The sequence below is a fragment of the Ottowia sp. genome (assembly GCF_016703145.1).
Taxonomy (GTDB): Bacteria; Pseudomonadota; Gammaproteobacteria; order Burkholderiales; family Burkholderiaceae_C; genus Ottowia.
Genome location: NZ_JADJCO010000003.1, coordinates 1,428,810 through 1,454,135, shown reverse-complemented (window position 1 = coordinate 1,454,135; position 25,326 = coordinate 1,428,810). Strand labels below are relative to the sequence as shown.

The 25,326-nt window shown below is 70.2% G+C and carries 25 protein-coding genes; 7 read left to right on the top strand and 18 right to left on the bottom strand.

What is annotated here, in order from left to right:
• Positions 1-74 precede the first annotated feature (74 nt).
• Complete coding sequence (locus IPG65_RS10695) at positions 75-1,580, top strand: Ppx/GppA phosphatase family protein (protein WP_293189252.1); 1,506 nt, start codon at positions 75-77, stop codon at positions 1,578-1,580.
• 154 nt (positions 1,581-1,734) lie between these two features.
• Here the strand turns inward: IPG65_RS10695 and IPG65_RS10690 are convergent, their stop codons facing one another.
• Complete coding sequence (locus IPG65_RS10690) at positions 1,735-2,124, bottom strand: nuclear transport factor 2 family protein (RefSeq protein WP_293189250.1); 390 nt, start codon at positions 2,122-2,124, stop codon at positions 1,735-1,737.
• A 19-nt stretch (positions 2,125-2,143) separates the two neighbouring features.
• Positions 2,144-3,124 (bottom strand): quinone oxidoreductase, encoded by a 981-nt coding sequence (locus tag IPG65_RS10685; RefSeq protein WP_293189248.1) that lies wholly within the window; start codon positions 3,122-3,124, stop codon positions 2,144-2,146.
• Positions 3,125-3,190: 66 nt separating this feature from the next.
• Here IPG65_RS10685 and IPG65_RS10680 point away from each other — a divergent pair, with 66 nt between their 5' ends.
• The 4 genes from IPG65_RS10680 (at position 3,191) to IPG65_RS10665 (ending at position 6,879) form a co-directional block, all read left to right on the top strand.
• Positions 3,191-3,928, top strand: a complete 738-nt coding sequence (locus IPG65_RS10680; protein WP_293189246.1) for a DUF935 family protein — start codon at positions 3,191-3,193, stop codon at positions 3,926-3,928.
• The gene (locus tag IPG65_RS10675; protein WP_293189244.1) at positions 3,921-5,159 is read left to right on the top strand and encodes a phage minor head protein; all 1,239 of its coding nucleotides are present in this window, start codon (positions 3,921-3,923) and stop codon (positions 5,157-5,159) included. Before IPG65_RS10680 ends, IPG65_RS10675 begins: the two co-directional genes overlap by 8 nt.
• 105 nt (positions 5,160-5,264) lie before the next feature.
• On the top strand, positions 5,265-5,807 hold the full coding sequence (locus IPG65_RS10670; protein WP_293189242.1) for a phage virion morphogenesis protein: 543 nt from the start codon (positions 5,265-5,267) through the stop codon (positions 5,805-5,807).
• A gap of 178 nt (positions 5,808-5,985) precedes the next feature.
• Positions 5,986-6,879, top strand: a complete 894-nt coding sequence (locus IPG65_RS10665) for a DMT family transporter (RefSeq protein WP_293189240.1) — start codon at positions 5,986-5,988, stop codon at positions 6,877-6,879.
• Positions 6,880-7,098: 219 nt separating this feature from the next.
• Here the strand turns inward: IPG65_RS10665 and IPG65_RS10660 are convergent, their stop codons facing one another.
• The 13 genes from IPG65_RS10660 to yaaA form a co-directional block, all read right to left on the bottom strand.
• The gene (locus IPG65_RS10660) at positions 7,099-7,896 is read right to left on the bottom strand and encodes an SDR family oxidoreductase (protein ID WP_293189238.1); all 798 of its coding nucleotides are present in this window, start codon (positions 7,894-7,896) and stop codon (positions 7,099-7,101) included.
• 3 nt (positions 7,897-7,899) lie between these two features.
• Entirely contained in the window at positions 7,900-8,829 is a 930-nt protein-coding gene (locus IPG65_RS10655) for a DMT family transporter (RefSeq protein ID WP_293189236.1), read from the bottom strand.
• A 146-nt stretch (positions 8,830-8,975) separates the two neighbouring features.
• A complete protein-coding gene (locus IPG65_RS10650; RefSeq protein ID WP_293189234.1) occupies positions 8,976-10,310 on the bottom strand; it encodes a DUF3422 family protein in 1,335 nt (444 codons plus the stop codon).
• Positions 10,311-10,433: 123 nt separating this feature from the next.
• Entirely contained in the window at positions 10,434-11,945 is a 1,512-nt protein-coding gene (locus IPG65_RS10645) for a tripartite tricarboxylate transporter permease (RefSeq protein ID WP_293189232.1), read from the bottom strand.
• A 16-nt stretch (positions 11,946-11,961) separates the two neighbouring features.
• Positions 11,962-12,450: a tripartite tricarboxylate transporter TctB family protein gene (locus tag IPG65_RS10640; RefSeq protein WP_293189230.1), complete on the bottom strand. Its 489-nt coding sequence runs from the start codon at positions 12,448-12,450 to the stop codon at positions 11,962-11,964.
• Between the two features lie 168 nt (positions 12,451-12,618).
• Positions 12,619-14,415 (bottom strand): GspE/PulE family protein, encoded by a 1,797-nt coding sequence (locus IPG65_RS10635; protein WP_293189228.1) that lies wholly within the window; start codon positions 14,413-14,415, stop codon positions 12,619-12,621.
• Positions 14,412-15,173: a spermidine synthase gene (locus IPG65_RS10630; RefSeq protein WP_293190059.1), complete on the bottom strand. Its 762-nt coding sequence runs from the start codon at positions 15,171-15,173 to the stop codon at positions 14,412-14,414. The genes IPG65_RS10635 and IPG65_RS10630 overlap by 4 nt, the downstream gene beginning before the upstream one ends.
• 49 nt (positions 15,174-15,222) lie before the next feature.
• Entirely contained in the window at positions 15,223-16,518 is a 1,296-nt protein-coding gene (locus IPG65_RS10625) for a serine hydrolase (RefSeq protein ID WP_293189226.1), read from the bottom strand.
• 188 nt (positions 16,519-16,706) lie between these two features.
• Positions 16,707-18,068 carry a phosphoglucosamine mutase gene (gene glmM, locus IPG65_RS10620; protein ID WP_293189224.1) on the bottom strand — a complete coding sequence of 454 codons (1,362 nt, stop codon included), beginning with the start codon at positions 18,066-18,068 and terminating at the stop codon, positions 16,707-16,709.
• Positions 18,069-18,093: 25 nt separating this feature from the next.
• A complete protein-coding gene (queF, locus tag IPG65_RS10615) occupies positions 18,094-18,951 on the bottom strand; it encodes an NADPH-dependent 7-cyano-7-deazaguanine reductase QueF (RefSeq protein ID WP_293189222.1) in 858 nt (285 codons plus the stop codon).
• A gap of 95 nt (positions 18,952-19,046) precedes the next feature.
• Positions 19,047-19,943, bottom strand: coding sequence for an alpha/beta hydrolase (locus IPG65_RS10610; RefSeq protein WP_293189220.1), 897 nt, complete (start codon positions 19,941-19,943; stop codon positions 19,047-19,049).
• Positions 19,944-20,007: 64 nt separating this feature from the next.
• Positions 20,008-20,856 carry a 2OG-Fe(II) oxygenase gene (locus IPG65_RS10605; RefSeq protein ID WP_293189218.1) on the bottom strand — a complete coding sequence of 283 codons (849 nt, stop codon included), beginning with the start codon at positions 20,854-20,856 and terminating at the stop codon, positions 20,008-20,010.
• Positions 20,853-21,638 (bottom strand): peroxide stress protein YaaA, encoded by a 786-nt coding sequence (gene yaaA, locus IPG65_RS10600; RefSeq protein ID WP_293189216.1) that lies wholly within the window; start codon positions 21,636-21,638, stop codon positions 20,853-20,855. Before yaaA ends, IPG65_RS10605 begins: the two co-directional genes overlap by 4 nt.
• Here yaaA and IPG65_RS10595 point away from each other — a divergent pair.
• Positions 21,637-22,359, top strand: a complete 723-nt coding sequence (locus IPG65_RS10595; RefSeq protein WP_293189214.1) for a pseudouridine synthase — start codon at positions 21,637-21,639, stop codon at positions 22,357-22,359. The genes yaaA and IPG65_RS10595 overlap by 2 nt on opposite strands.
• Positions 22,360-22,415: 56 nt before the next feature.
• Here the strand turns inward: IPG65_RS10595 and IPG65_RS10590 are convergent, their stop codons facing one another.
• From IPG65_RS10590 to IPG65_RS10580, 3 genes are all read right to left on the bottom strand, one after another.
• On the bottom strand, positions 22,416-23,192 hold the full coding sequence (locus tag IPG65_RS10590; RefSeq protein ID WP_293189212.1) for a 3-hydroxybutyrate dehydrogenase: 777 nt from the start codon (positions 23,190-23,192) through the stop codon (positions 22,416-22,418).
• 107 nt (positions 23,193-23,299) lie between these two features.
• Complete coding sequence (locus IPG65_RS10585; RefSeq protein ID WP_293189210.1) at positions 23,300-23,938, bottom strand: 3-oxoacid CoA-transferase subunit B; 639 nt, start codon at positions 23,936-23,938, stop codon at positions 23,300-23,302.
• A 3-nt stretch (positions 23,939-23,941) separates the two neighbouring features.
• Complete coding sequence (locus tag IPG65_RS10580; protein ID WP_293189208.1) at positions 23,942-24,649, bottom strand: CoA transferase subunit A; 708 nt, start codon at positions 24,647-24,649, stop codon at positions 23,942-23,944.
• A gap of 95 nt (positions 24,650-24,744) precedes the next feature.
• Between IPG65_RS10580 and IPG65_RS10575 the strand changes: the two genes are divergently transcribed.
• Positions 24,745-25,326, top strand: a complete 582-nt coding sequence (locus IPG65_RS10575; RefSeq protein WP_293189206.1) for a LuxR C-terminal-related transcriptional regulator — start codon at positions 24,745-24,747, stop codon at positions 25,324-25,326.

Sequence of the window (25,326 nt, the reverse complement as noted above, 5' to 3'; positions counted from 1 at the left end):
CGGCGCGGCTCGCCGATGGGCCACAATCGGCACCGCCCGCGCAACGCGACTTCCCTTTCTCTACCTCTATCTCTATGCAATCCGGCACCCGCCTGGCCGCCGTGGACCTGGGCTCCAACAGCTTCCGCCTCGAAATCGCCCGGCTCGAACAGGGCCAGATCCAGCGCATGGAATACCACAAGGAAACCGTGCGCCAGGGCAACGGCCTGGACGCCGACCGCCGCCTGTCGCAAGACGCCATGCAGCGCGGCTGGAACTGCCTGGCGCGCTTCGGCGAGCGGTTGGCCGGCTTCGAGCCCGGCCAGGTGCGCGCCGTCGCCACGCAGACGCTGCGCGAGGCGCGCAACCGCGACGAGTTCCTGGCCGTCGCGCGCCAGATCCTGGGCTTTCCGATCGACGTCATCTCCGGCCGCGAGGAGGCGCGCCTGATCTACCAGGGCGTCACCCACCTGCTGCCGCAGTCGGACGAGCGGCGCCTGGTGATGGACATCGGCGGCCGCTCGACCGAGCTGATCGTCGGCCAGGGCTACACGGCCCAGGCCATGGAGTCGTACCGCGTGGGCAGCGTGGCCTGGTCGATGCGCCACTTTGCCGACGGCGTGCTGTCGGCCCGGAACTTCGAGCGCGCCGAGATCGCCGCCAAGGCGGTGCTGGACGACGCCGTCGCCACCCACGCCCGCGCGCACTTGGACGCCGCCTACGGCTCCTCCGGCACCGTGGGCGCCGTGGCCGACGCGCTGCGGCTGGCCGGCCGCGCGGCGCACGACGGCGCCATCACGCGCGACGGGCTGGACTGGCTGCGCGAGCGGCTGGTCAAGGCCCAGCGCTTCGAGGCCATCCGGCTGGACGGTATCAAGGAAGAGCGCAAGGCCGTCATCGCCGGCGGCCTGGCCGTGCTGCGCGCCCTGTTCGACCTGCTCGGCATCGAGCGGCTGCGGCACGCCCACGGCGCGCTGCGCCACGGCGCCCTGGTCGATCTGCTGGACCGCGAGCGCGAGGTGACCGACGTGCGCGCCTCCTCCGTCGAGCACCTGGCGGCCCGCTTCGGCGCTGATGCGCAGCAGGCCGGCCGCGTGGCGCGCTCCGCCCTGCGCCTGGGGCACGAGCTGCTGGCGCCGCTGGCGCCGGCCGAGCGGCAGGAGGCCGAGCGCCAGATCGCCTGGGCCGCGCGCCTGCACGAGGTCGGCTCGCGCATCTCCCACGCCGACTACCACAAGCACGGCGCCTACATCCTGGACAACGCCGACGTGCCGGGCTTCGCGATGCACGAGCTGCACACCCTGAGCCAGCTGGTGCTGGGCCACCGCGGCAAGCTGCGCAAGCTGGAGTCGCGCTTCGGCGACGCGCTGTTCATGCGCCAGCTGATGGCGCTGCGCCTGGCGGTGATCCTGTGCCACGCGCGGCAGGACCCGCGGCAAGAGGACATCCGCCTGGCCATCGACCCGGGGCCGGCGCACGGCTTCGCCCTGAGCGTGTCCGGCGGTTGGATGGCGGCCTGGCCTCAATCGGCCCACCTGCTGCGCGAGGAAGTGCTGGCCTGGCAGAAGACGCCTTGGGGGCTGCGGCTGTCCGTGCGCTGAATTTTTGGGCTTGGGGGCGCGGTCGGCCGGGAGTTCGCTCCGGCCGACAATGCCTCCAACGCGCCAAAAAACCGAGGAAAGCCAGTCGGTAGCTACTGATTACATAGCTGCAGACTCAATATCCACACCAGCCAAGGCCGTATTCGCGGCGGTTTCAAAGCAGACTCACCGCTCCACGCGGGTCGATAGGCCCGAAGAAGCCCACGATGCGCCGGATGCGGCCGTGGCCGGGCTCCAGATCGATGAAGTCCACGCTCTCCGGCAGCGTTCCGCCGCCCGCCAGCGCCACCTGCCAGTGGAAGCGGGCGGCGTCGTGGTGCACGTCCACGCGGCTGGTGCGGCGCACCTGGGCGCCGGGAAACCGGGCCATCACCGCGGCGATGTGCCCGATCAGCGCATCGACCGGCAGCGCGGCGGGCGTGTGCGGGTCGGCGTAGGTGGCGTCGGGCGTCAGCACCTCGCGCAGCAGGCGCGCGCGGGTGTCGGCGTCCGGGTCGCTCCAGCCCTGGCAGTAGCGGTCGATGAGGGCGTGCAGTGCGTCCATGGGGTGTCTCCGTTCAAATTCATGGAATGAGGATCGTCGATCCCGTCGTCCGCCGCGCCTCCAGCGCCCGGTGCGCGGCCTGCACCTCGGCCAGCGGAAAGCGCTGGTCGATGTGGATCCTGACCTGGCCCGAGCGCACGACCTCGAACAGCTCGTCGGCCATGCGCTGGCAGGATTCGCGCGTGGCGGTGTGGGTGAACAGCGTGGCGCGCGTCACGTACAGGCTCCTGGGCGCCAGCACGGCAGGGGCGAACGGCGGCACCGGGCCGCTGGCGTTGCCGAAGCTGGCCATCAGGCCGAAGGGGCGCAGGCATTGCAGCGACTGCTCCCAGGTGTCCTGGCCGACCGAGTCGTACACCACCTTCACGCCCTGGCCCCCGGTGATCTCCATGACACGCGCGGCGAAGTCGTCCACTCTGTAATTGATAGCGCACTCCGCACCATTGGCACGGGCCAGGGCACACTTTTCTTCTGAACCGGCGGTGGCGATGAGCCGGTAGCCCAGCGCCCTGGCCCACTGGCAGGCGATCAGGCCGACGCCGCCGGCCGCCGCGTGCCACAGCACGAAGTCGCCCGGCTGCAGACCCTCCACCGGCAGGGTCTTGCGCAGCAGGTACTGCGCCGTCAGGCCCTTGAGCATCATGGCCGCGCCGGTGTCGAAGTCGATCTCGTCCGGCAGCCGGCACACGGCCAGCGCGGGCATCACGCGCGCCTCGCTGTAGCTGCCGGGCGGGTGGCCGGCGTAGGCGACGCGGTCGCCGAGCCGCAGGTGCGCCACGCCCTCGCCCACCGCCTCGACCACGCCGGCGCCCTCCATGCCCAGCGTCAGCGGCATGGGCAGCGGGTACAGGCCGCTGCGCTGGTAGACGTCGATGAAGTTCAGGCCGATGGCCTGGTGGCGGATGCGGACCTGGCCCGGGCCTGGATCGCCCACCGGCAGATCGAGCAGTTTCATCTCGTCGGGCCCGCCGGGGCGGGCGATCTGGACGGCAAGCGGCATGGGCGTTTCTCCTGGGGTTTAAGCTCCGAGTCGACTTCCATGGTGCCATGCTTCCAACAGCCCTGCGTGCCCGCTGGCCACGGCGCCATCCACCGACTGTCGGCGGGCGGACAGACGCCCAACCAGTCGCTGGTGGAGTACATGGACGACTGGATCAGCGAGGTGCTGCTGGGCCAGCCGCCGCGCCAGGGCGGCGGCGGCGCGCTGGCGGCGGCGGCCACGGAGCGCGAGGACGTGCGGCTGGATTTGAGCCAGGCCGACAGCGACCTGTTGTGCGAGACGCTCAACCGCACGCTGATTCGCTGGGTGTGCGAGCTGAACGGGCTGCAGCCGTGCGTGGTGTCGCGCAAGATCGAGACGGAAGAGGACGCCAAGGCCAATTCCGAGACCGATCTGAATGTGTCGAGGCTGGGCTTCAAGCCCACGGTGGAGTGGGTGCGGGAGCGCTACGGCAATGGCTGGGAGCCCAGCACGGCGGCACCCAGCCCGGCGCCGGGCCCAGGTTCTCCTGGTGCGAATGACGGGCGGGCGCCGGCCAGTTTTGCCGAGGGCGGCTCGCCCGATCCGGTGGCTTCGGCGGTCGAGGCGCTGGAGCACGCTGCCGCGCCCGGCTGGCAGCGCGTGGTGGACGATCTGCAGGCGCTGGTCGGCCAGGCGGCCAGCACCGACGAGGTGCGGGGCCTGATCGCCCGGCAGTACGGTGCGCTCGACACGGCCGACCTCACGCGCCTGCTGGCCGCCGCCTTCGCGCTGGCCGAGCTCAAGGGCTTGGACGCCGCCCGCGCCGAGGGTGGCGATGCCTGAAGCGGCTTTCGGCTTCAACACGCCTTTCGACGCCCAGGTCGCCTACCTGCGCGCCAAGCTGGCCTTGCCCACCGAGCGCTGGGGCCAGATCGAGGCCGCCGCGCACGACCGGGCCTTCGTCGTCGCGGGCGCGGCCAAGGCCGACTTGGTGGCCGACCTGCAGGCGGCCATGGTGCGGCGCGCCACCGATGGCCTGGGGTTGCGGGCGTTCCAGCGCGACTTCAAGGCCATCGCGGCCAAGCACGGCTGGACGGGCTGGACAGGGGAGGGATCGGCCGAGGGCGAGGCTTGGCGCACGCGGGTGATCTACCAGACCAACATGGCCACGTCCTACGCGGCCGGGCGCCGCCGGCAGATGCTGGAGCCCGGCCATCTGCGCCGGCGCCCCTACTGGCGCTACCTGCACAGCGATACGGTGATGCACCCGCGCGAGCAGCACCTGGCCTGGCATGGCCTGACACTGCCGCACGATCACCCGTTCTGGGAGACACACTTCCCGCCCAACGGCTTCGGCTGCCAGTGCCGCATCGTGGCTGTGAGCAGGCGCGAAGGCGAGGCCAGCGCGCGGGCCGGGCTGGGCGAGCCGCCCGAGGGCTGGAGCGCGATCGACCCCGGGACGGGCGCGCCGGCAGGCATCGGCAAGGGCTTCGGCCACGCACCCGGCGCGGCGGCCGGCTGGCCGATGCAGCGCTTCATCGACGACAAGCTGCTGGCGCTGGATGCACCTATTGGCGCGGCGATGTGGCGGGAGCTGCGGCCGGTGCTGGAGGCCGAGCGCGCCCAGCGCTGGCGGGTGATGGTGGCGGCCACCGCCGCCGACATGCGCGCGGGCGGCCAGGCCGTGCAGGTGCACACCGTGGCGCCCGCCACCGTGCAGGCCCTGGCCGAGCACGGCGTGGCGCTGGAGAACGCGGCGGTATGGATGCGCGACACCGAGTTGGTACATGCGCTGCGCGACAGCAAGGTCGAGCGCGGCACCCATCTGCCCGAGGAGGTGTGGCGCGAGCTGCCGCGCCTGCTGGAGACGGCCTCGCCCCATCTGGACACGCACGACGCGGCGCTGGTCTATGCCATCGACTTGGGCGAGCGCTGGGGCAAGGTGGTGGTGCGGGTGAACTACAACGAGAAGGGGCGCTTTGGCGGCGTGCGCGCCCGCATCGTGTCGAACTTCGTGCAGACGGGGGATTGGCGGAGCCGTATAACTTTGAAGGCTCGCAATACGTGCGCTTGACGCAAGAGAAGAAGTAGGCGGCGCCGGATTCGAACCGGATCATAGACACCGATTGCTCAGTCTCTAACCCTTCCCATTGGAAACAACCGCCTACCGGCCCGAATTGTGACCACCTTCACCAACATCGTCCACGACCAGCCCGTCAGGGCCGTGCTGAACCGCCTGGCCGAGCGATCGGAGAACATGCAGTCCGACCTGCGGGCCATTGGTGACGGCATCGTCGATCGCGCCAAGCGGCGCTTTGAGACCAGCAGCGGACCGGACGACCAGCCCTGGAAGCCCAACGCATCCGCGACCCTGGGCCTGCTGGCCGCGCGCTTGGGCAAGAGCTACCGCAAGAAGAGCGGTGATCTCAACGCCGCAGGTGAGCGCCGCTTGGCCGGCAAGAAACCCTTGATCGACCCCATGAGCGCCGGCGATCTGCGCCGTCAGATCGTGGCCGAGGCCACCGGCAGCGAGGCCCGGATTTCGGTGCTGCCCAAGTATGCTGCTATTCACCAGTTTGGCGGCAAGGCCGGCCGAGGGTTGAAGGTGGAAATTCCGGCGCGACCCTACCTGCCCGTACGCCTGGATGGCTCCCTGTATCCACAGGAGAGCGCCCTGATCGTGGATGCCATCAACGATATGCTGCTCGACGCGCTGGATTGAGCTCGGCGATGTGGCTGACCGGCCCATAATTTGCCGAAATTTCGTGAGGGCCGTTTTTTGTAACGCCGTTGCAGTTCTGTCCCACGACGTCCCGGTCCAGTGCCGCCAAATCCCGGATTTATCTCACCCACTGCCTTTCGAATATCTCATCATCGATCAACCGACTCTTCCCGCCTCCATGCGCCCGACCCCCGCCACTGCTGCCCTGCTCACCACCGCCACCCTGCTGTGGGCCGGCAACGCGGTGGTCGGCCGCATGGTGATCGGCTTGGTGCCGCCGGTCACGCTGAACTTCCTGCGCTGGGTGCTGGCCTTCGCCCTGCTGCTGCCGCTGGCGCCCTGGCTGCTGCGCGCCGACAGCGGGCTGTGGCCCCACTGGCGGCGCTTCGCGCTGCTGGGCCTGCTGGGCGTGGGCAGCTACAACGCGCTGCAGTACCTGGCGCTGCGCACCTCGACGCCGCTGAACGTGACCCTGGTGGCCTCCAGCATGCCGCTGTGGATGCTGGCGCTGGGGCGCCTGTTTTTCCACACGGCCGTGACGCGCGCGCAACTGGCGGGTGCGCTGCTGTCGATGACGGGCGTGCTGGTGGTGCTCTCGCGCGGCCAGTGGCGGCTGCTGGCCCAGTTGCAACTGGTGCCGGGTGATCTGTACATCCTGCTGGCGACGCTGTGCTGGGCCTGGTATTCGTGGCTGCTGGCGCGCGGGGTCGAGCCCGAGCGCGTGCGCACCGACTGGGCGGCGCTGCTGCTGGCGCAGGTGGTGTTCGGGCTGGGCTGGTCGGGCCTGTTCGCGGCCGGCGAATGGGCCTGGACGGATGCGCGCATCCAGTGGGGCTGGCCGCTGACCGCTGCGCTGGTGTTCGTGGCCATCGGGCCGGCAGTGGTGGCCTACCGCTGCTGGGGGCTGGGCGTGCAGCGCGCGGGGCCGGCGGTGGCGGGCTTTTTCTCCAACCTCACGCCGGTGTTCGCGGCGGTGCTGTCGGCGCTGTTCCTCGGCGAGCCGCCGCAGGTGTACCACGCGGTGGCGTTCGGGTTGATCGTGGCGGGGATCTGGGTGTCGTCGCGGCGATGAAATGGCCCACCCCCGTGGCTCCACTCGCTGCGCGATGTTGCACCCCCCTCAAGGGTGCACTGGCATGGCCTGCTCCGCGGCCCTTCGATCGGCGCTGATTCAAAGTGGGCCGGCGCATCCAATTAAGCGGCATCCAGAACCCTGCTCCGCGGCCTTTCGATCCGCGCTGATTCAAAGGCTGCGGGTGGCGCGCGGCGCCATGGATGACCGAGAGGCGCCTCAGTGCGCCCCGGGGTAAGCCCCGCCATCCAGCAGGATGTTCTGCCCCGTCAAATAGCCTGCCTGCCGGCTGCACAGAAACGCGCACACGGCCCCGAACTCCTCCGCCGTGCCGAAGCGGCGAGCGGGAATCTGCGCCTGCTGCAGCGTGCGCACGTCCTCCAGCGGCCTGCCGCTCCTGCGGGCCGCGCCCGCCATGGTGGCGGCCAGGCGGTCGGTGTCGAACTTGCCCGGCAGCAAGTTGTTGATGGTCACGCCGCCGGTGGCGATCTCGGGGCTGCGCGCCAAGCCGGCGATGAAACCGGTGAGCCCCGAGCGCGCGCCGTTGGACAGGCCGAGGATGTCGATCGGCGCCTTCACCGCGCTGGAGGTGATGTTGACGACGCGCCCGAAGCCGCGCGCCAGCATGCCGTCGAGCGTGGCCTGGATCAGCTCGATGGGCGTGAGCATGTTGGCGTCCAGCGCCTTGATCCAGGCGTCGCGGTCCCAGTCGCGGAAGCTCCCCGGCGGCGGCCCGCCGGCGTTGGTGACGACGATGTCGTAGTCGCGCCGCCGCGCGAACACGGCCGCGCGGCCCTCGGGCGTGGTGATGTCGGCCGTCACGGCGACGACCTCGGCCGGCGCGCCGCCGGCGATGTCGGTCCTCAACCGGGCGGCCGAGGCCTCCAGCGCCTCCTGGCCCCGCGCCACCATGACGACGCTGGCGCCCTCGCGCACCAGCGCCTCGGCGCAGCCCAGCCCCAGCCCCTTGCTGGCGCCGCACACCAGCGCCCACTTGCCTGCAATGCCCAGATCCATGGTTCAAGCTCCTTTGTCGTTGAGGGGCGCGCCGCGCCCGGCGCGCCCGGCGCGCCCGGCGCGCCCGAACAGCGCGATACCAGCCATCACCAGCAGCGTGCCGGCCGCCAGCCAGGGCGTGAACGGCTCGCCCAGGATGACGATGCCCATGGCGATGGTCGACAGCGGGCCGATCATGCCCACCTGCGCCGCCAGACTGGCGCCCAGGCGCTCCACGCCCATCATCACCAGCAGCACCGGCGCCGCCGTGCACACCGTGGCGTTGAGCAGCGACAGCCACACCACCGGCGCCGGCACGCGCGCCGCCTCGGGCGGGTGCAGCAGCAGGAACTGGGCGATGCAGCACGCGCTGGCCACCACCGAGGCCAGCCCCACCAGCCGCAGCGCGCCCAGGCGCTGCACGAATTCGCCGCTGTAGAACAGGTAGGCCGCGTAGGACAGCGTGGACAGCAGCACCAGCAGCGCCCCCCAGGCCGTGGCCGTGCCGGGCACCACGCGCAGTTCGAGCCCGAACACCAGCAGCGCCCCGGCGTAGCTGACGGCGGTGGCCAGCAGGTGGCCGGCGGTGATGGCGCGGCCGCGCAGCGCCCAGCCCAGCAGCAACACCGCCGTCGGCGTGAGGTACAGGATCAGCCGCTCCAGGCTGGCGCTGATGTACTGCAGCCCCATGAAGTCGAGCATGCTGGCCAGGTAGTAGCCGCAAAAGCCCAGCCCCGCCACGGCCAGCCATTCGGGCCGCGTCAGCGCCGGCCGCCCGCGCCCGCCCCACCAGGCCATGAGCACGAACAGCGGCAGCGCCAGCAGCATGCGGTACATCAGCAGCGTGGCCGCGTCCACGCCGTGGCGGTAGGCCAGCTTGACGACGATGGCCTTGCCGCTGAAGGCGATCGCGCCCACGGCGGCCAGCAGCATGCCATTTGCTCTGTTATTCATAGCTTTTAGCGCAGCATGGACGCGAGCTGAAGCCACTTTTCATTTGAATTTCTCGGCCTGCGTCCTTCGAGGCGGACGAGTGTCGCACGCGCCGCCGGGCGTGGGCCATCGGGCTTGGGCACGGGCGCCAGCGTCAACCGCGCAGGCTAAACATCGTGATGGCCGATGCGCTGGTGCAGCCGCCGCAGCGACCACCACACCGCCAGCGCCACCACGGGCACGGCCGCGCCCACCGTGAGTTCGGCGCTGACCGGCCAGCCGAACTTCTGCGCGCCCTTGGCCAGGTAGCCCACCAGGCCCACCACGTAGTAGGTGATGGCCGCCACCGACAGCCCTTCCACGGTCGACTGCAGCTGGAGCTGCAATCCCTGGCGTCGGTTCATGGTCGCCAGCAGCTCGCGGCTGCTGAGCTGCTGCTCCACCTCGACCCGCGTGCGCAGCAGGTCGCCGATGCGCGCGATGCGCGCGGACAGCGCCGCCTGGCGGCGGTCGGCCGAGCGGCAGGTGTTCATGGCCGGGGACAGGCGCCGCTCCATGAAGTCGCGCAGGGACTGCATGCCCTCGATGCGCACCTCGGCGATGTCGGCCAGCCGCCGGCGCACCAGGTCGTCGTAGGCCGCGCTGGCGGAAAAGCGGGCGTGGGTGCTGGCGTACTCTCCTTCCAGCTCGGCCGCCAGGCGGGTCAGGCGGTCCAGCAGCGCGGGCTCGTCCTCGCGCGCGGCGCTGCGCACGGCCTGGGCCAGTTCGGCCAGCTCGGCCTCGCCCTCTGCCAGCCAGCGCACGGCCCGGCGCGCCGCCGGCAGGCCCAGCAGCGCGGCCATGCGGTAGGTCTCGATCTCCAGCAGGCGCTGCACCAGCCGGCCCAGGCGGCGCGGCGTCACCAGGCCGGGCGCCACCTCGCCGGTGAACACCAGCATGCGCAGGCAGCCATCGGCGCGCAACCGCAGGTCGGTGTGCAGGTCGGAGCTGTGGCTGATGACGGTGGAGCCGGTGACGCTGGCGTCGCTGAGCAGGCGGCGCACGATGGCCCGGGTGTCGCGCCCGCGCCGAGGCAGCGCCCAGAGCTGGACGCCGGCCAGGGGCTGGCCGGGCAGGGCCTGGCGCCAGCCGGCGGGCGCCAGTTCAGCGGCGGTGGGCGGTTCGCCGTGCTCGAAGGCGTCCAGCTCGTGCGGCTGCAGCGGGCGCAGGAAGGTCCAGGCGACGAATTCGGTGTGCAGCTCCCAGCGCAGGCTGAACTCGCCCAGGTCGGCGTGCAGGAACGCGGCGTCCGGCGCCGGCGCCGCCAGGCCGTGCCCAGCCAGCAGCGCCGCCAGATGGTCGCGGCTGGCGGCGCGCTCGGCTTCGCCGGCCAGCATCACCAGATGGGTCACCGCCAGCGGCGCGTGCAGATCCTGCGGCGGGCGGGCGTGCACCTCGTCGTGCAGGATCGTGCGCAGCGCGGGTGTGAGGGAGGTGGTCGAGGAAGGGGCTGGGATCTGCATGGCGGCGATTCGGATGAAGCCGGCATTGTGCGCGAGGATCGCACTCGCAACGGCTCACGATGCTGGTCACCCCCATGAAAAACGGCGCCACCAGGGCGCCGTTTTTGCAGAGCGAGAGATGCGTCACTCTTCGACGAATGCGCTCTCGCGGCTCTTCTTGACCGAGGGCAGCAGCACGATGATGAGCAGCAGCAGCGCCAAGGCCAGCAGCACGGCCGACAGCGGGCGCGTGACCAGGATGCTCCAGTCGCCGCGCGACAGCAGCAGCGCCCGGCGCAGGTTCTCCTCCATCATCGGCCCCAGGATCAGTCCCAGCAGCAGCGGCGCCGGCTCCATGCCCAACTTGATGAAGGTGTAGCCGATGATGCCGAACCAGCCCACCATCCACACGTCGAAGGTGTTGTTGTTGGTGGAGTACACGCCGATCGCGCAGAACAGCACGATGGCCGGGAACAGGAAGCGGTAGGGCACCGTCAGCAGCTTGATCCACAGGCCGATCAGCGGCAGGTTCAGGATGATCAACATCAGGTTGCCGATCCACATGGAAGCGATCAGGCCCCAAAACAGCTCGGGGTTGCTGGTCATCACCTGCGGGCCGGGCTGGATGTTGTGGATGGTCATCGCGCCGACCATCAGCGCCATCACGGCGTTGGGCGGGATGCCCAGCGTCAGCAGCGGGATGAAAGAGGTCTGCGAACCGGCGTTGTTGGCCGACTCGGGCGCCGCCACGCCGCGGATGTTGCCCTTGCCGAAGGGCACCTCGCCGGGCTTGAGCTTGGTCTTCTTCTCGATGGTGTAGGCCGCGAAGGCCGACAGCATGGCGCCGCCGCCCGGCAGGATGCCCAGGGCCGAGCCCAGCAGCGTACCGCGCGTGATGGCCGGGAGCATCAGCTTCCAGTCTTCCTTGGACGGGTAGATGTGATCGACCTTGCCGGTGAACACCTCGCGCTTTTCCTCGGGGTGCGACAGGTTGGCGATGATCTCGCCGTAGCCGAACACGCCCATGGCGATGACGATGAAGTTGATGCCGTCGGTCAGCTCGGGGATGTCGAAGCTGTAGCGCGCCACGCCCGAGTTGACGTCGGTGCCCACCAGGCCCAGCAGCAGGCCCAGGATGATCATGCCGATGGCCTTGATCAGCGAGCCCGAGGCCAGCACCACGGCGCCGATCAGGCCCAGAATCATGAGCGAGAAGTATTCGGCCGGGCCGAACTTGAAGGCCACCTCGGTCAGCGGCTCGGCGAAGCCCGCCAGGATCAGCGTGCCGAAACAGCCGGCGAGGAACGAGCCGATGCCCGCCGCCGCCAGCGCGGGTCCGGCCCGCCCTCGCCGCGCCATCTGGTAGCCGTCGATCACGGTGACGACCGAGGACGATTCGCCCGGCAGGTTGACCAGGATGGCGGTGGTCGAGCCGCCGTACTGCGCCCCGTAGTAGATGCCCGCGAGCATGATCAGCGCGGCCACCGGCGGCAGCGCGTAGGTGGCCGGCAGCAGCATGGCGATGGTGGCCACTGGGCCGACGCCTGGCAACACGCCGATCAGCGTGCCCAGCAGGCAGCCGAGGAAGGCGTAGAGCAGGTTCTGCATCGTGAAGGCGACGCTGAACCCCAGCGAGAGGTTGTTGATCAGATCCATGATTTCAAACTCCCCCTCAACCCGAAATGAAACTCGGCCAGACCTGGAACTGCAGATTCAGGCCCCACACGAACGCGAAATAGCTGCCCGCCGCCAGGACGGTGGCGAGGATCAGCACCTCCACCAGCTTGAACTGCGTGCCCGCCGACGCGGAGATGATCGTCAGCGCGTAGATCGCCGCGATCAGCCCCATCGCCGGGACACCCAGGCTGGGAATGCCGCCGAGCAGGACGCCGAAGACCAGGTTGGCCAGGATGATCAGGATCATGGGCTTCCAGGCCCACTTGCCGATCGGGTCGCCGTCGGGTGTTTCGACCACCAGCGCCCTGAAGGCCACGAAGCCGCCGATGGCCGCCAGGACGATGCCCAGGATCAACGGGAAGTAGCCCGGGCCCATGCGGGCGCCGTCGCCGATGTTGTAGGTGGTCGCGCCCCAGGCGAAACCGATGCCGACCACTGCGTACAGTAGGCCGGCGAAAAAGTCCTTTTGACTTTTGATGCGCACGAGTCGTCTCCTCGATTCGTTGTTCCAAATTGCATTGTCATCACCGCAAGCCGACGCGGCGATGTGGATTTCACCTACACGCCATGGGGATTACCCCAATCGCCATGGCGCTCCCAACGCCCTCCACGGGCTCGCCCGAGCGGCACGGCAGGCCATGGGCGCCTGGATCTATTCGAGCGACGGCGTCGCCGAGACCGCTTCTTCCAGCGTCGTCAGGCCCTCGGCGGCGCGCATGGCGCCGGCCAGCCGCAGCGGGCGCATGCCGTCGGCCACGGCCTGCTTGCGCAGCGGCGCCATGGCGACGCCCTGCTGGACCAGCGCGCGGAACGCCTCGCTCACCGTCAGCAGTTCGTAGATGCCCATGCGGCCGCGAAAGCCGGTCATGCGGCAGTCCACGCAGCCCATGGGCTTGTAGGGGCGATAGTTGCCGGCGTTGATCTTCCAGGGGCGCACGGCCTCGGCCAGCACCTCGGTGGTGCCGCGGTCGTCGGGCTGCCGACAGGCGGGACACAGGGTGCGCACCAGGCGCTGCGCCAGCACGCCGAGGATGGTGGCGTTCAGCAGGTAGGCGGGCACGCCCAGCTCCATCAGGCGCGTCAGGGCCGAGGGCGCGTCGTTGGTGTGCAGGGTGCTGAAAACCAGGTGCCCGGTCAGCGCCGCCTGCACCGCCATCTCAGCCGTCTCCAGGTCGCGGATCTCGCCGATCATGATGATGTCCGGATCCTGCCGCATCAGCGCGCGCACGCCCTCGGCGAAGCTGAAGTCGAGCTGCGGCTGCACCTGCGTCTGGTTCAGCATCGGCTCGATGCGCTCGATCGGATCCTCGATGGTGCTGACGTTGACCTCCTCCGTCGCGACGCGCCGCAGCGTGGAGTACAGCGTGGTGGTCTTGCCCGAACCGGTGGGCCCGGTCACCAGGATGATGCCGTGCGGGCGCCGCGCCATGACCTCCCAGCGCCCGGCGTCGTGCGGGGTGAAGCCCAGCGCGGCCAGGTCCTTGATGGCGGTGTCGGGGTCGAAGATGCGCATCACCAGCTTCTCGCCGAAGGCGGTGGGCAGAGTGGACAGGCGCATTTCGATCTCTTCGCCCGAGGGGCTGCGGGTCTTGATGCGGCCGTCCTGCGGGCGGCGCTTCTCCACCACGTCCATGCGGCCCAGCAGCTTGACGCGCGCGGTGATGGCGTTCATCACGCCCGGCGGCACCTGGTACACCGGGTGCAGCACGCCGTCGATGCGAAAGCGGATCACGCCCTGGTCGCGGCGCGGCTCCAGGTGGATGTCGCTGGCGCGCTGGCCAAAGGCGTACTGCCACAGCCAGTCCACCACCTGGATCACGCCTTGGTCGTTGGCGTCGAGCTGGCGGCCGGCGCGGCCCAGTTCCACCAGTTGCTCGAAGCTGGCCGCGCCGGACGCGCCGCCGCTCTTCTGCGCCGCGCGCACCGAGCGCGCCAGGGCGAAGAACTCGGCCGTGTAGCGCTTGATGTCGGCCGGGTTGGCCACCACGCGGCGCACCCGGCGCCTGGACTGGCGCTCGACCTCGGCCACCCAGTCGTCGTCGAAGGGCTCGCTGGTGGCCACCACCACCTCGCTGGCGCTCACCTGCACCGGCAGCACCTTGTGACGCTCGGCGTAGCTGGTGCTCATGCTGTCGGCGACCTTGCCCACGTCCACCTTCAGCGGATCGATGCGCAGGTAGCCCAGGCCGGCGCGGCGCGCCAGGAACTTCGTCAGCTCCTCCGCGCCCATGGCCGCGCCGTCGCTGGCGCGCGCCACGCCGACGGCGGCCAGGCGCACCAGCGCGGGCTGCGCGCTCTCGGCCTGCGCGCAGCGGGCGATGGTGCGCTCGGCCTCGTCGGCGGTGATCACGCCGTCCTCGCGCATCCATTCGACCAGGTGGCGCCACTGCACGAGGCCGGCGTAACCGGCTGCGGGCGCCAGGGGCGCGGGGCGGGTGGCGCGCTTCATTTCTCGATCGCCTTGAAGACGCGCAGCCATTTGCCGGCCGGCAGGCCCCACCGCGCCTCGACGGCCTCGGCCTGCGCCTGCAGCGCGGCGCGCTTGGGCCGCACCGGCGTGCGCTGCGCCAGCACCACCGCGTTGCCCTCGCGCGTGGGCTTGAAGGCCCACACGGCGCGCTCGCCGAAGGCCTCGGCGATGCGCGCCAGGCTGCGCTCGAAGCTGGCCGAGCGGCCGAACAGGTTGACCGTCATGCAGCCCTCGTCGGTCAGCAGGCGCCGGCAGTCGGCGTAGAAGTCGGCGCTGTCGAGCACGGGCGCCGCGGCCTCGTCGTCGTACAAGTCGACGGCCAGGGCGTCCACGGTGCCCAGCCATTCATCGCGGCGGATTTCCTCGGCCGCGTCGGCGATGACCACGCGCAGGCGCTCGTCCTCGGGCGGCAGGCGCAGCCAGGCGCGGCAGACGTCGGCCACGCGCGGGTTGATCTCCACGGCGGTGCAGGTCATGCGCAGCTTTTTGTAGCAGAACTTGGTGACCGCGCCCGCGCCCAGGCCCAGCTGCATGGCGTGCCGCCCGGCCACCGAGGACGGCGGCACGAACAGCAGCCAGGCCATCATGCGCTGCACGTACTCCAGGTCGATGTCGAACGGCGCGCTGATGCGCATGGACCCCTGCACCCATTCGCTGCCCAGGTGCAGGTAGCGCACGCCGTCGTGCTCGGAGAGGTTGACCTCCAGCGAGGCCGAGGAATCGTCGCGTTTCAAGATGGAGCGATTATCGCCAGCGCCCCGCGCCCGGGACGCCGCGCGGCACCAACTACTTCTCGATCGCGGCGCTCACCATGTTGCGCAGGATGGACCGGTAGGGCAGGCGCTGCCGGGGCGACTGCAGCATGAACACGACGGTGAGGCCGGCCTGCGGATCGACCCAGAAGTAGGTGCCACCGGCGCCGCCCCAGTTGTACTCGCCCACGGACGAGGCCGAGGCCGCCTGCCCCGCCGCCGTGCGCACGGCAAAGCCCAGGCCGAAACCGTAGCCGGGGCCCGGCAGGTACAGCGGCGTGCGCGCGATGCCGGCGCCCAGGTGGTCGGCCGTCATGTAGGCGAGCGTGGCGGGACTCAGGTAGCGCCGCCCGTCCAGCGCACCGCCGTTCAGCAGCATCTGCGCGAAGCGCGCGTAGTCGTCGGCGGTGGAGACCAGCCCGCCGCCGCCGGACTCGAACTTCTGCACCACGCGCGGGTCGCCGAAGCTGGCGCCGACACCGAAGCTGCGGTCGTCGGCGAAGGGCTCGGCGATGCGCGCCTGGCGCGCCGGCTCAGGCACGTAGAAGCTGGTGTCGCGCATGCCCAGCGGGTCGAGCAGGCGTCGCTTGAGCAGCGAGTGCAGGCTCTCGCCCGTGGCCACTTCCAGCACGCGGCCCAGCACGTCGGTCGAATAGCTGTAGTCCCAGGTGCTGCCCGGCTGGTAGTGCAGCGGCAGCCGCGCCAGTTGCTCGACGAACTCGGCGGTGGTGAAGTCGCCGGAGATGCCCACGCCGGCCTCGGCGTACGCCTTCTTGACCAGCGAATCGCCGAAGAAACCGTAGGTCAGCCCCGAGGTGTGGCGCAGCAGATCCTGCACTGTCATCGGGCGCGCCGCCGGCACCAGCGCCAGGGTCTTGCGGCCCGAGGCGTCGGTCTGCTCGACGCCGACCTGGACCTTGGCGAACGAGGGGATGTAGCGCGCCACCGGCGCCTCCAGCATCAGCCGGCCCTCCTCGACCAGCATCATGGCCGCGACGGACACCAGCGGCTTGGTCATGGAGTAGATGCGGAAGATGCTGTCGCGCGCCATCGGCTTGCCCTGGGCGGGGTCCTGCTGGCCGACCACGTCCACGTAGGCCAGTTTGCCGTGGCGCGCGACCATGACGACGGCGCCGGGAATGCGCTTGGCCTGCACGTCCTCGCGCAGCAGGGCGCCGATGCGCTGCAAGCGCTCCGGCGACAGGCCGACGTCCTGGGGCGCGGCCGCGGGCAGCGGCTGAGTCGCGGGCGGCAGTTGCGCGCCGGCCAGGGCGGCAAAGCAGGACAGCAGCACGCCGGCCAGGGCGCGGCGGCGGAAAGCGGGGTGCATGGGGCGTCTCCTCCAGATTGAAACCCGGCTGATGGTACAGCCGCCTGCCGCTGCCCCGTAGTGCCGACGCGCCAGCGGGCCGGGGTCGCCGGTTACTGCAATTTTAATAGCGTATAGCGCATTCTGGGTGCGGGCCGCAAGCCAAAAACGCTTGAAAACGGGGCCCGAGCGCCGAACCGCCGGCGCCGTCAGTCGCGCAGCGTCGCCGCCAGCCGCTCGGCACCGGCCCGGGCCAGCGCGGCGTCCTGCGCCTCGACCATCACGCGCACCAGGGGCTCGGTGCCGCTGGCGCGGATCAGCACGCGGCCGCGCTCGCCCAGCTCGGCCTCGACGGCGCGGGTTTCGCCTTGCAGCCGCTGGTTGCGCGCCCAATCCTGCCCCGGCTGCAGACGCACATTGACCAGCACCTGCGGGCAGAGCCGGACCCCGTCCAGCAGTTCGGCCAGGGTCCGCTGCCGCGTGACGCAGGCCTGCAGCACCTGCAGCGCGGAGATGAGGCCGTCGCCGGTGGTGTGCTTGTCCAGCACCAGCAAGTGGCCCGAGCCCTCGCCGCCCAGGATCCAGCCGCGCCGCGTCAGCTCCTCCAGCACGTAGCGGTCGCCGACCTTGGCGCGCACGAACTCGAAGCCCTGCGCGGCCAGTGCCTGTGCCACGCCCAGGTTGGTCATCAGGGTGCCGACCACGCCGGCGAGCTGGGGGCTGCGCTGGCCGGCGCCGCGCAGGGCGGCGTCGCGCGCCAGGCGGTCGGCGGCCAGCACGTAGAGCAGCTCGTCGCCGTTGTAGAAGCGCCCGGCGGCGTCCACCATCTGCAGGCGGTCGGCGTCGCCGTCGAGCGCGATGCCGTAGTCGGCGCCATGCACGGCGACGGCGCGCACCAGCGCCTCGGGGTGGGTGGCGCCCACGCCGTCGTTGATGTTCAGGCCATCGGGCGCGCAGCCGATCTGCACCACGTCGGCGCCCAGCTCGTGGAACACCTTGGGCGCGATCTGGTAGGCGGCGCCGTGCGCCGCGTCCACCACGATCTTCAGGCCGCGCAGGCTGAGTTCGTTGCTGAAGCTGCTCTTGCAGAACTCGATGTAGCGGCCGGCCGCGTCGTCGAGCCGGCGCGCGCGCCCGAGCCCGGCGGAATCGGTCCACTGCGGCGGCTCGGCCAAGGCGGCCTCGACCTCCTGCTCCCAGGCGTCGGGCAGCTTGGTGCCCTGGGCGCTGAAGAACTTGATGCCGTTGTCTGGAAACGGGTTGTGGCTGGCGCTGATGACCGCGCCCAGGCTGGCGCGCTGCGCGCGCGTCAGGTAGGCGACGGCGGGCGTGGGCACGGGGCCAAGCAGCACCACGCCGGCGCCGGCGGAGTTCAGGCCCGACTCCAGCGCGCTCTCCAGCATGTAGCCGGAGATGCGCGTGTCCTTGCCGATCAGCACCACCGGGTGGGCCTCGTGGCGCTTGAGCACGCGGCCCACTGCATGCCCCAGGCGCAGCACGAAGTCGGGCGTGATGGGGGCGTGGCCCACGGTGCCGCGGATGCCGTCGGTGCCGAAATAGGTGCGGCTCATGAGGGGCTTTCCTGAAGGATCGTGTTCATTGCCGTGCGGTGCGCACGTTGGCGGGCACGGGGCCGGGGTGGCTGGTGCGGTAGGGGTTGATGTCCAGCCCGCCGCGGCGCGTGTAGCGCGCGTACACCGTCAGCTTGACGGGGCGGCAGCGCTCCCACAGGTCGGTGAAGATGCGTTCGACGCAGTGCTCGTGGAAGTCGTCGTGGCGGCGGAAGCTGACGATGTAGCGCAGCAGGCCGCCCTGCTCGATCTGCGGGCCGGCGTAGCGGATCCGCACGCTGCCCCAGTCGGGCTGGCCGGTGACGGGGCAGTTGCTCTTGAGCAGACGGCTGGCCAGGGTTTCCTCGACAGGCTGCTCGTCAAAGGCGGCCGTCAGCAGCTCGGGCGCGGGCTGATCGTGGGTGCACTCGATGTCCAGGCGGTCGAGGTTGAGCCCGTCCAGCTCGTGGATCGGCTCGCGGTCGAAGTCCTCGGGCGCGATCAGGCGCACGCTGGCGCTGGCGCGCACCGGCCCGCCCTGCCACAGGGCGGCGCTGACGTCGGCCTGGATGCGGCGCTGCACCTCCTGCGCGTCGGCCAGGCGCGTGCCGCTGAAGCTGTTCAGGTACAGCTTGAAGGACTTGCTCTCGACGATGTGCGTGCTCTCGCACGGCACCATGACGTGGGCGATGGCCAGTTGCGGCTTGCCGCGCGGGCCCAGCCACGACAGCTCGTAGGCCGTCCACAGGTCGGCGCCGAAGAAGCGCGGCTGCCCCGTGATGCCAAGGCGCTGGCGCTGCGGCGCGCGCGGGATCGGGTAAAGCAGCGCCGGGTCATACTGCTCCGGGTAGGTGCTGGCCTTGCCGAGCGCGCTGCCCTCGGGGGTGCCGAAACCTGCCCCCACGCTCCCCGCTTCGCGTGGTTCGCTGCCCCCCGAAGGGGCGCTCGCCGCCTTCGGGCGGCCGGGCGGCCGCTCGGGTGCGCCTTCGGGCGTCGAGCTCATGCCGCGGCGCGCTGCTGCGCGCCCGCGAAGTGCTCCAGCATCGGCGGCAGCATGCACTCCACCACGCCGGGGGGCATGTCGTGGCCCATGCCGTCGATGACCCACAGGCGCGCGCCGGGAATGCGCCGCGCGGTGTCCTCGCCGCAGGGCAGGCGCACGAAGGGGTCGTCGCGGCCATGGATCACCAGCGTGGGGGCGGTGATGCGCTGCAGCTTGTCGGGGCGCGTGGTGTCGGCCAGGATGGCCAGCATCTGCCGCTGCACGCCCTGGGGGTGGTAGGCGCGCTGCAGCGAGATGGTCAGGCGCGCGCGCAACTCGGCTTCGGGAATCGGGAACCCGGGCCCGCCGATGGCGCGGAAGAAGTCCACGTAGTAGTCCAGCACCACCTGCAGGTCCTTGGAGCGCGGGCGCGACAGCAGCGCGCGGGTCACGTCCGCGCGCGGCGCGGGCAGGTCGCGCGCGCCGCTGCTGCTCATGATGCTGGTCAGGGTCAGCGTGCGCTCGGGCGCGGCGATGGCCATGCGCTGCGCGATCATGCCGCCCATGCTGGCGCCGACCACGTGCGCGCGCCGCACGCCCAGCGCGTCCAGCACGCCCCACGCATCCAGCGCCATGTCGCCCACGGCGTAGGGCGAGCGCGGCGTCCTGCCCAGCCGGTGGCGCAGCAGGGTCCACGCCAGGCTGGGCACCTTCAGCTCGTCGAAGTACTGCGACAGGCCGGCGTCACGGTTGTCGTGGCGGATCACGCGGTAGCCGGCCTCCACCAGCGCCTGCACCAGCGACGGCGGCCAGGCCGTGAGCTGCATGCCCAGGCCCATGACCAGCATCACGACGGGGCCGTCGCCGCCCGTGTCCTCGACCTCGATGGAAATGCCGTTTGCTTGTATTTTCATAGCTGAATGTCTTTTATTGGTACCGGCCAGCGGCCGTTCTGGTTTGGAATCCTCGAATCCCGCCTCAGCGAAACTCGCCTTCGCGCAGCCACTTGGTGGCGATCCATTTCTCGCCCGCGATCACGGGCGCGCCGCCGTGCAGCGTGCGGGTGCCGGGGTGCGGGCGCTCGTAGCTGAAGAACACCGCGTGGCCGCGCTTGGGCGCCACTTCCAGACGCACGTCGGGGAAGGTGGTGCCGCCGCCCTTCTCCGGCTCGTTCAGGTACATCACCAAGGTGCCCACGCGCTGGCCGCCGCGCTTGAGGATGGTGGGCGTGCCGAGCTCGCCGGGATCGAAGTAGTCGTAGTGCGGCTTGTACTCGGTGCCCGGCACGTACTGCAGCACCTGGAGGCCCTCGCCGTTCTCGACCGGCCAGTTGACGAGGCGGGCGATGCGCGCCTCGATGCGCTGGATCAGCTCGCCCTCGCCCCGCTGGAAGAACATGCCCTGGCTGGTGCGGTCGTCGTTGACCTCCTCGCCGCCGGTGCGGGTGGCGACGGTGAGCGATCGGCTCATGCGCGGCCGCGCGGCGGCGATCAGCGCGTCGCACTCGTCGTCGGACAGCAGGCCGCCGAACACCACGATGCGCGGCGCCGCCATCACGCCCAGCACGGCAACGCGGCGGTCGCCCCCGTCCAGGTACAGGGGAGAGTCGGCGAGCCGGGGCTCGGGCACCGGCACGGCGGGCGGCAGGCCCTGCGCGGCGGCCTGCTCATCCAGGTGGCCGCGCAAGGTGGTTTCCATGGCGTCGATGGCCACGTCCTCGTCCCAGCCGGACGCCTTCATCGACTGCAACACCGACTCGGCACTGTGGCCGGCCTGCGCCTGCTCGACGATCCATTGGCGCAATTCGGGGGTGATCTGCTGGGTCATGCCACGGCCCCGCTGGTCTTGCGGCGGAACACCAGCCGGTCCGGCGCGCTGGCGGCCGGCGCGAAGGCGTAGCCGTCCAGATCGAAGCCCTGCAGGCGCGCCGGCGTGCCCGCCTGGTGCAGCGCGGCCCAGCGCATCATCAGCCCCCGCGCGCGCTTGGCAAAAAAACTGATGACCTTGTAGCCGCCCTTGTAGTCCTCGAACACGCAGTCGATCACGCGGCCCTTCAGCACCTTGCGATCGACCGACTTGAAGTATTCCTGCGACGCCAGGTTGATGAGCACCGGCGCTCGCTGCTGCGCCAGCCGCTGGTTCAGATAGTCGGCAATGCGCGGGCCCCAGAACTGGTACAGGTTGGCGCCCCCGGCCGTCTTCAGCGCCGTGCCCATTTCCAGGCGGTAGGGCTGCATGCGGTCCAGCGGGCGCAGCACGCCGTACAGGCCGCTCAGAATGCACAGGTGCTGCTGCAGCCACTGCAGTTGCGCGGGCTTGAGCGTCCTGGCCTGCAGGCCGCCGTACACGTCGCCATCGAAGGCCAGCACCGCCTGCCGGGCGTTGCGGGCGGTGTGGCGCGGGCGCCAGGCGGCGTAGCGCGCCACGTTCAGGCCGGCGAGCGCGTCGGACAGGCGCATCAGCCCGGCCACCTGCTCGGGTGACTTCTCGCGCAGCACGCCCACCAGCTCGGCGGCGCGCGGGCCGAACACCGGCAGCGTGTGCGGCAGATCCGTCGGCACCGGCGTGTCGTAATCCAGCGCCTTGGCCGGGGACAATACAAACAGCATGCTCCCGATTTTGTACCAAGACGCGCACCTGATCGCCGTGGACAAGCCCGCCGGCCTGCTGGTGCACCGCACGGGCCTGGACGCGGGCGAAACGCGCTTCGCCCTGCAACTGCTGCGCGACCAATTGGGCCACCCGGTATGGCCCGCGCACCGGCTGGACAAGGGCACCAGCGGCGTGCTGCTGTTCGCGCTGGATGCGGCCACCGCCGGCGCGCTGGGCGCGCGCTTCGACTGCGGCCAGGGCGTGGCCAAGACCTACCGCGCCGTGGTGCGCGGCTGGCCGGCGGACGCGGGCCTGGTCGACCACGCACTCACCCGCCTGCCGGACGACGCGCGCGGCACGCGCGCCCTGCCCGCGCAGTCCGCGCGCACGCGCTGGCGCACCCTGGCGCGCCTGGAACTGCCGGTGGCCCACGGCGCCTTCGCGCAAACCCGCTGCGCCCTGGTCGAACTGACACCGGAGACGGGCCGGCGCCACCAGTTGCGCCGCCACATGAAGCACATCGCCCACCCCATCATCGGCGACGCCACGCACGGCAAGGGGCCGCTGAACCGAGCGCTGGCGGCGTGGCTGGGCGTGCAGCGGCTGTGGCTGCACGCCTGCGCCCTGCGGCTGCCGCACCCCGCGAGCGGCGAGTGGCTGACGATCCGCGCGCCACTGGATGCGGGCTGGGCGGCCTGGGACCGCGGTGGCGGGCCTCGATCAATGCTATTTTATTAATAGCTTTAAGCGCAACAGCGATATAGGCTAGAGGCGCATTTCCCTTCAAATCTCCACTACTGCGCCGTCCACCCGCCATCGTGCGCCCAGGCCTGGCCACGCACGTTGTCGGCCGCCGGCGAGCAGAAGAACACGGCCATGCCGCCCAACTGCTCAGGCGTGGTGAACTGCAGCGAAGGCTCCTTCTCCTGCAGCATTTCCTTGGTGGCCTGCGCCACGGAAATGTTCTCGCGCGCGGCGCGGTCGTCGATCTGCTTTTGCACCAGCGGCGTCAGCACCCAGCCGGGGCAGATGGCGTTGCAGGTGATGCCGGTGGTGGCCGTCTCCAGCGCGACGGTCTTGGTCAGGCCCACGATGCCGTGCTTGGCCGCGACGTAGGCGCTCTTGCCGGCCGAGGCCACCAGGCCGTGCGCCGACGCGATGTTGATGATGCGGCCCCAGTTCTTTTGCCGCATGTGGGGCAGCGCCAGGCGCGTGGTGTGGAAGGCCGAGTTGAGGTTGATGGCGATGATGGCGTCCCAGCGCTCGGGCGGGAAGTCCTCGACGTTGGCCACGTACTGGATGCCGGCGTTGTTGACCAGCACGTCCACGCCGCCGAACTTGGCGGTGGCGAACTTCATCATGTCCTCGATCTCGCCAGCCTTGCTCATGTCGGCGCCGTGGTATTCCACCTTCGCGCCGGTGGCCTCGATCTGCTTGCGCGGTGCGTCGACGTCGCCAAAGCCGTTCATGACGATGTGGGCGCCCTGCTTGGCCAGTTCGATGGCGACGCCGAGGCCGATGCCGCTGGTGGAGCCGGTGACGAGGGCGGTCTTGCCTTGCAGAAAGCTCATGGGGAATCTCCGTTGTTGGTTTGGTTGGCTACAAAAAATAAAGCAGAGCAGCGTTTATTCACGCCGGCTCTGCCCTGGTTTGACTCAGCACATTCGGATGCGCCGGCTTACTGGATCAGCGTCGCGCCCGTCTTGGCCTGCACGTCGTCAAAGCTCGCGCCCGGCGCCAGTTCCACCACCTTCAGGCCCTTGTCGGTGACGTCGAACACGCCCAGGTCGGTGATGATGCGGTTGACCACGCCAACGCCGGTGAGGGGCAGCGTGCACTTGGGCAGGATCTTCAAATCAATGCCGCCGTCCTTCTTCTTGGCCACGTGCTCCATCAGCACGATGACGCGCTTGACGCCGGCCACCAGGTCCATGGCGCCGCCCATGCCCTTGACCATCTTGCCGGGGATCATCCAGTTGGCCAGGTCGCCCGTTTCGCTGACCTGCATGGCGCCCAGGATGGACAGGTTGATCTTGCCGCCGCGGATCATGGCGAAGGATTGGTCGCTGCCGAAGATGGACGAGCCGGGCAGCGTGGTGACGGTCTGCTTGCCGGCGTTGATGAGGTCCGGGTCGACCTGGTCCTCGGTCGGGAAGGGGCCGATGCCCAGCATGCCGTTCTCGGACTGCAGCCACACCTCCTTGGTGCCGGTGTGGTTGGCCACCAGCGTGGGAATGCCGATGCCGAGGTTGACGTAGAAGCCGTCTTCCAGTTCTTGCGCCGCGCGCGCGGCCATTTGGTCTTGGGTCCAAGGCATGGGTCAGACTCCTGCTTTCTCGGTGATGGTGCGCTTCTCGATGCGCTTTTCGGGGTGGGCGTTCAGCACGATGCGGTGCACGTAGATGCCGGGCAGGTGGATGTCGTCGGGGGCGATCTCGCCCACCTCGACGATCTTCTCCACCTCGACGATGCACACCTTGCCCGCCGTGGCGGCGGCGGGGTTGAAGTTGCGTGCCGTCAGGTTGAAGCGCAGGTTGCCGCTCTTGTCGGCCACGTCGGCCTTGACCAGGGCCACATCGGGCACCAGCGAGCGCTCCATCACGTAGGTCTCGCCGTCGAACTCGCGCAGCTCCTTGCCGTCGGCCACGATGGTGCCCACGCCGGTCTTGGTGAAGAAGGCCGGAATGCCGGCGCCGCCGGCGCGCAGCTTTTCGGCCAGCGTGCCCTGAGGGGTGAACTCCAGTTCCAGCTCGCCGGCCAGGAACTGGCGCTCGAACTCCTTGTTCTCGCCCACGTAGCTGGCGATCATCTTCTTGATCTGGCGCGTATCCAGCAGCTTGCCCAGGCCGAAGCCGTCGATGCCGCAGTTGTTGGAGATGCAGGTCAGGTCCTTGACGCCGCTGCCCTTCAGCGCGTCGATCAGCGCCTCGGGGATACCGCAGATGCCGAAGCCGCCGACGGCCAGCAATTGGCCGTCCTTGACGACGCCCTGCAGCGCCTCGGCGGCCGATGGGTAGATTTTGTTCACTGAATCTGTCTCCTCAGGTGGTGAATGGCGCGGCACGGATGGTCGCAACGGGAAGATACGACGATACTACGTATTCGGTTACGTAGTATTTCGTAATGGTCATCCCTGTTCCCAACGCCGCCCCGCCCGACTACCGCCTGGCCTTCCAGTTGGCGCCGGTGGGGCTGATCCTCTCGCTGCAGCGCCGCATCATGGACTGCAACGAGCGCGTGTGCGAGATGTTCGGCGCCACGCCGGCGGAGCTGATCGGCCAGAGCTTCCGCATCCTGTACCCCAGCGCGGACGAATACGAGCGCACCGGCGCACGCATCACCCCGATCTTGAACACGCACGGCCTCTACGCCGACAACCGCGTGATGAAGCGCGTGGGCGGCCCGCGCCGGGGCGAAACCTTCTGGTGCCACGTCACCGGCCGCGCCATCGACCGCGAGGCGCCGCACGCGGCGGGCATCTGGACCTTCGAGGACCTGAGCGCGCACCGGCCCGTCGCGGCGCCGCTCACCGCGCGCGAGCGCGAAGTGGCCGCGCAACTGCTGCGCGGCCTGACCAGCAAGGAGATCGGCCGCGTGCTGGGCATCAGCCACCGCACGGTGGAGATCTACCGCGCGCGGCTGATGCGCAAGTACCGCTCGGGCACGACGGCGGAGCTGGTGCAGCGGCTGACGGGCGGGTTGTGA

What these genes read in the sequence shown, in the direction of transcription:
- IPG65_RS10605 (WP_293189218.1), bottom strand. Translation starts at nt 20,856, where the DNA reads ATGACCCAGCAGATCACCCCCGAATTGCGCCAATGGATCGTCGAGCAG.
- IPG65_RS10665 (WP_293189240.1), top strand. Translation starts at nt 5,986, where the DNA reads ATGCGCCCGACCCCCGCCACTGCTGCCCTGCTCACCACCGCCACCCTG.
- IPG65_RS10595 (WP_293189214.1), top strand. Translation starts at nt 21,637, where the DNA reads ATGCTCCCGATTTTGTACCAAGACGCGCACCTGATCGCCGTGGACAAG.
- IPG65_RS10575 (WP_293189206.1), top strand. Translation starts at nt 24,745, where the DNA reads ATGGTCATCCCTGTTCCCAACGCCGCCCCGCCCGACTACCGCCTGGCC.
- IPG65_RS10685 (WP_293189248.1), bottom strand. Translation starts at nt 3,124, where the DNA reads ATGCCGCTTGCCGTCCAGATCGCCCGCCCCGGCGGGCCCGACGAGATG.
- IPG65_RS10655 (WP_293189236.1), bottom strand. Translation starts at nt 8,829, where the DNA reads ATGAATAACAGAGCAAATGGCATGCTGCTGGCCGCCGTGGGCGCGATC.
- IPG65_RS10585 (WP_293189210.1), bottom strand. Translation starts at nt 23,938, where the DNA reads ATGCCTTGGACCCAAGACCAAATGGCCGCGCGCGCGGCGCAAGAACTG.
- IPG65_RS10590 (WP_293189212.1), bottom strand. Translation starts at nt 23,192, where the DNA reads ATGAGCTTTCTGCAAGGCAAGACCGCCCTCGTCACCGGCTCCACCAGC.
- yaaA (WP_293189216.1), bottom strand. Translation starts at nt 21,638, where the DNA reads ATGCTGTTTGTATTGTCCCCGGCCAAGGCGCTGGATTACGACACGCCG.
- IPG65_RS10625 (WP_293189226.1), bottom strand. Translation starts at nt 16,518, where the DNA reads ATGCACCCCGCTTTCCGCCGCCGCGCCCTGGCCGGCGTGCTGCTGTCC.
- IPG65_RS10645 (WP_293189232.1), bottom strand. Translation starts at nt 11,945, where the DNA reads ATGGATCTGATCAACAACCTCTCGCTGGGGTTCAGCGTCGCCTTCACG.
- IPG65_RS10635 (WP_293189228.1), bottom strand. Translation starts at nt 14,415, where the DNA reads ATGAAGCGCGCCACCCGCCCCGCGCCCCTGGCGCCCGCAGCCGGTTAC.
- glmM (WP_293189224.1), bottom strand. Translation starts at nt 18,068, where the DNA reads ATGAGCCGCACCTATTTCGGCACCGACGGCATCCGCGGCACCGTGGGC.
- IPG65_RS10695 (WP_293189252.1), top strand. Translation starts at nt 75, where the DNA reads ATGCAATCCGGCACCCGCCTGGCCGCCGTGGACCTGGGCTCCAACAGC.
- IPG65_RS10690 (WP_293189250.1), bottom strand. Translation starts at nt 2,124, where the DNA reads ATGGACGCACTGCACGCCCTCATCGACCGCTACTGCCAGGGCTGGAGC.
- IPG65_RS10610 (WP_293189220.1), bottom strand. Translation starts at nt 19,943, where the DNA reads ATGAAAATACAAGCAAACGGCATTTCCATCGAGGTCGAGGACACGGGC.
- IPG65_RS10650 (WP_293189234.1), bottom strand. Translation starts at nt 10,310, where the DNA reads ATGCAGATCCCAGCCCCTTCCTCGACCACCTCCCTCACACCCGCGCTG.
- IPG65_RS10660 (WP_293189238.1), bottom strand. Translation starts at nt 7,896, where the DNA reads ATGGATCTGGGCATTGCAGGCAAGTGGGCGCTGGTGTGCGGCGCCAGC.
- IPG65_RS10675 (WP_293189244.1), top strand. Translation starts at nt 3,921, where the DNA reads ATGCCTGAAGCGGCTTTCGGCTTCAACACGCCTTTCGACGCCCAGGTC.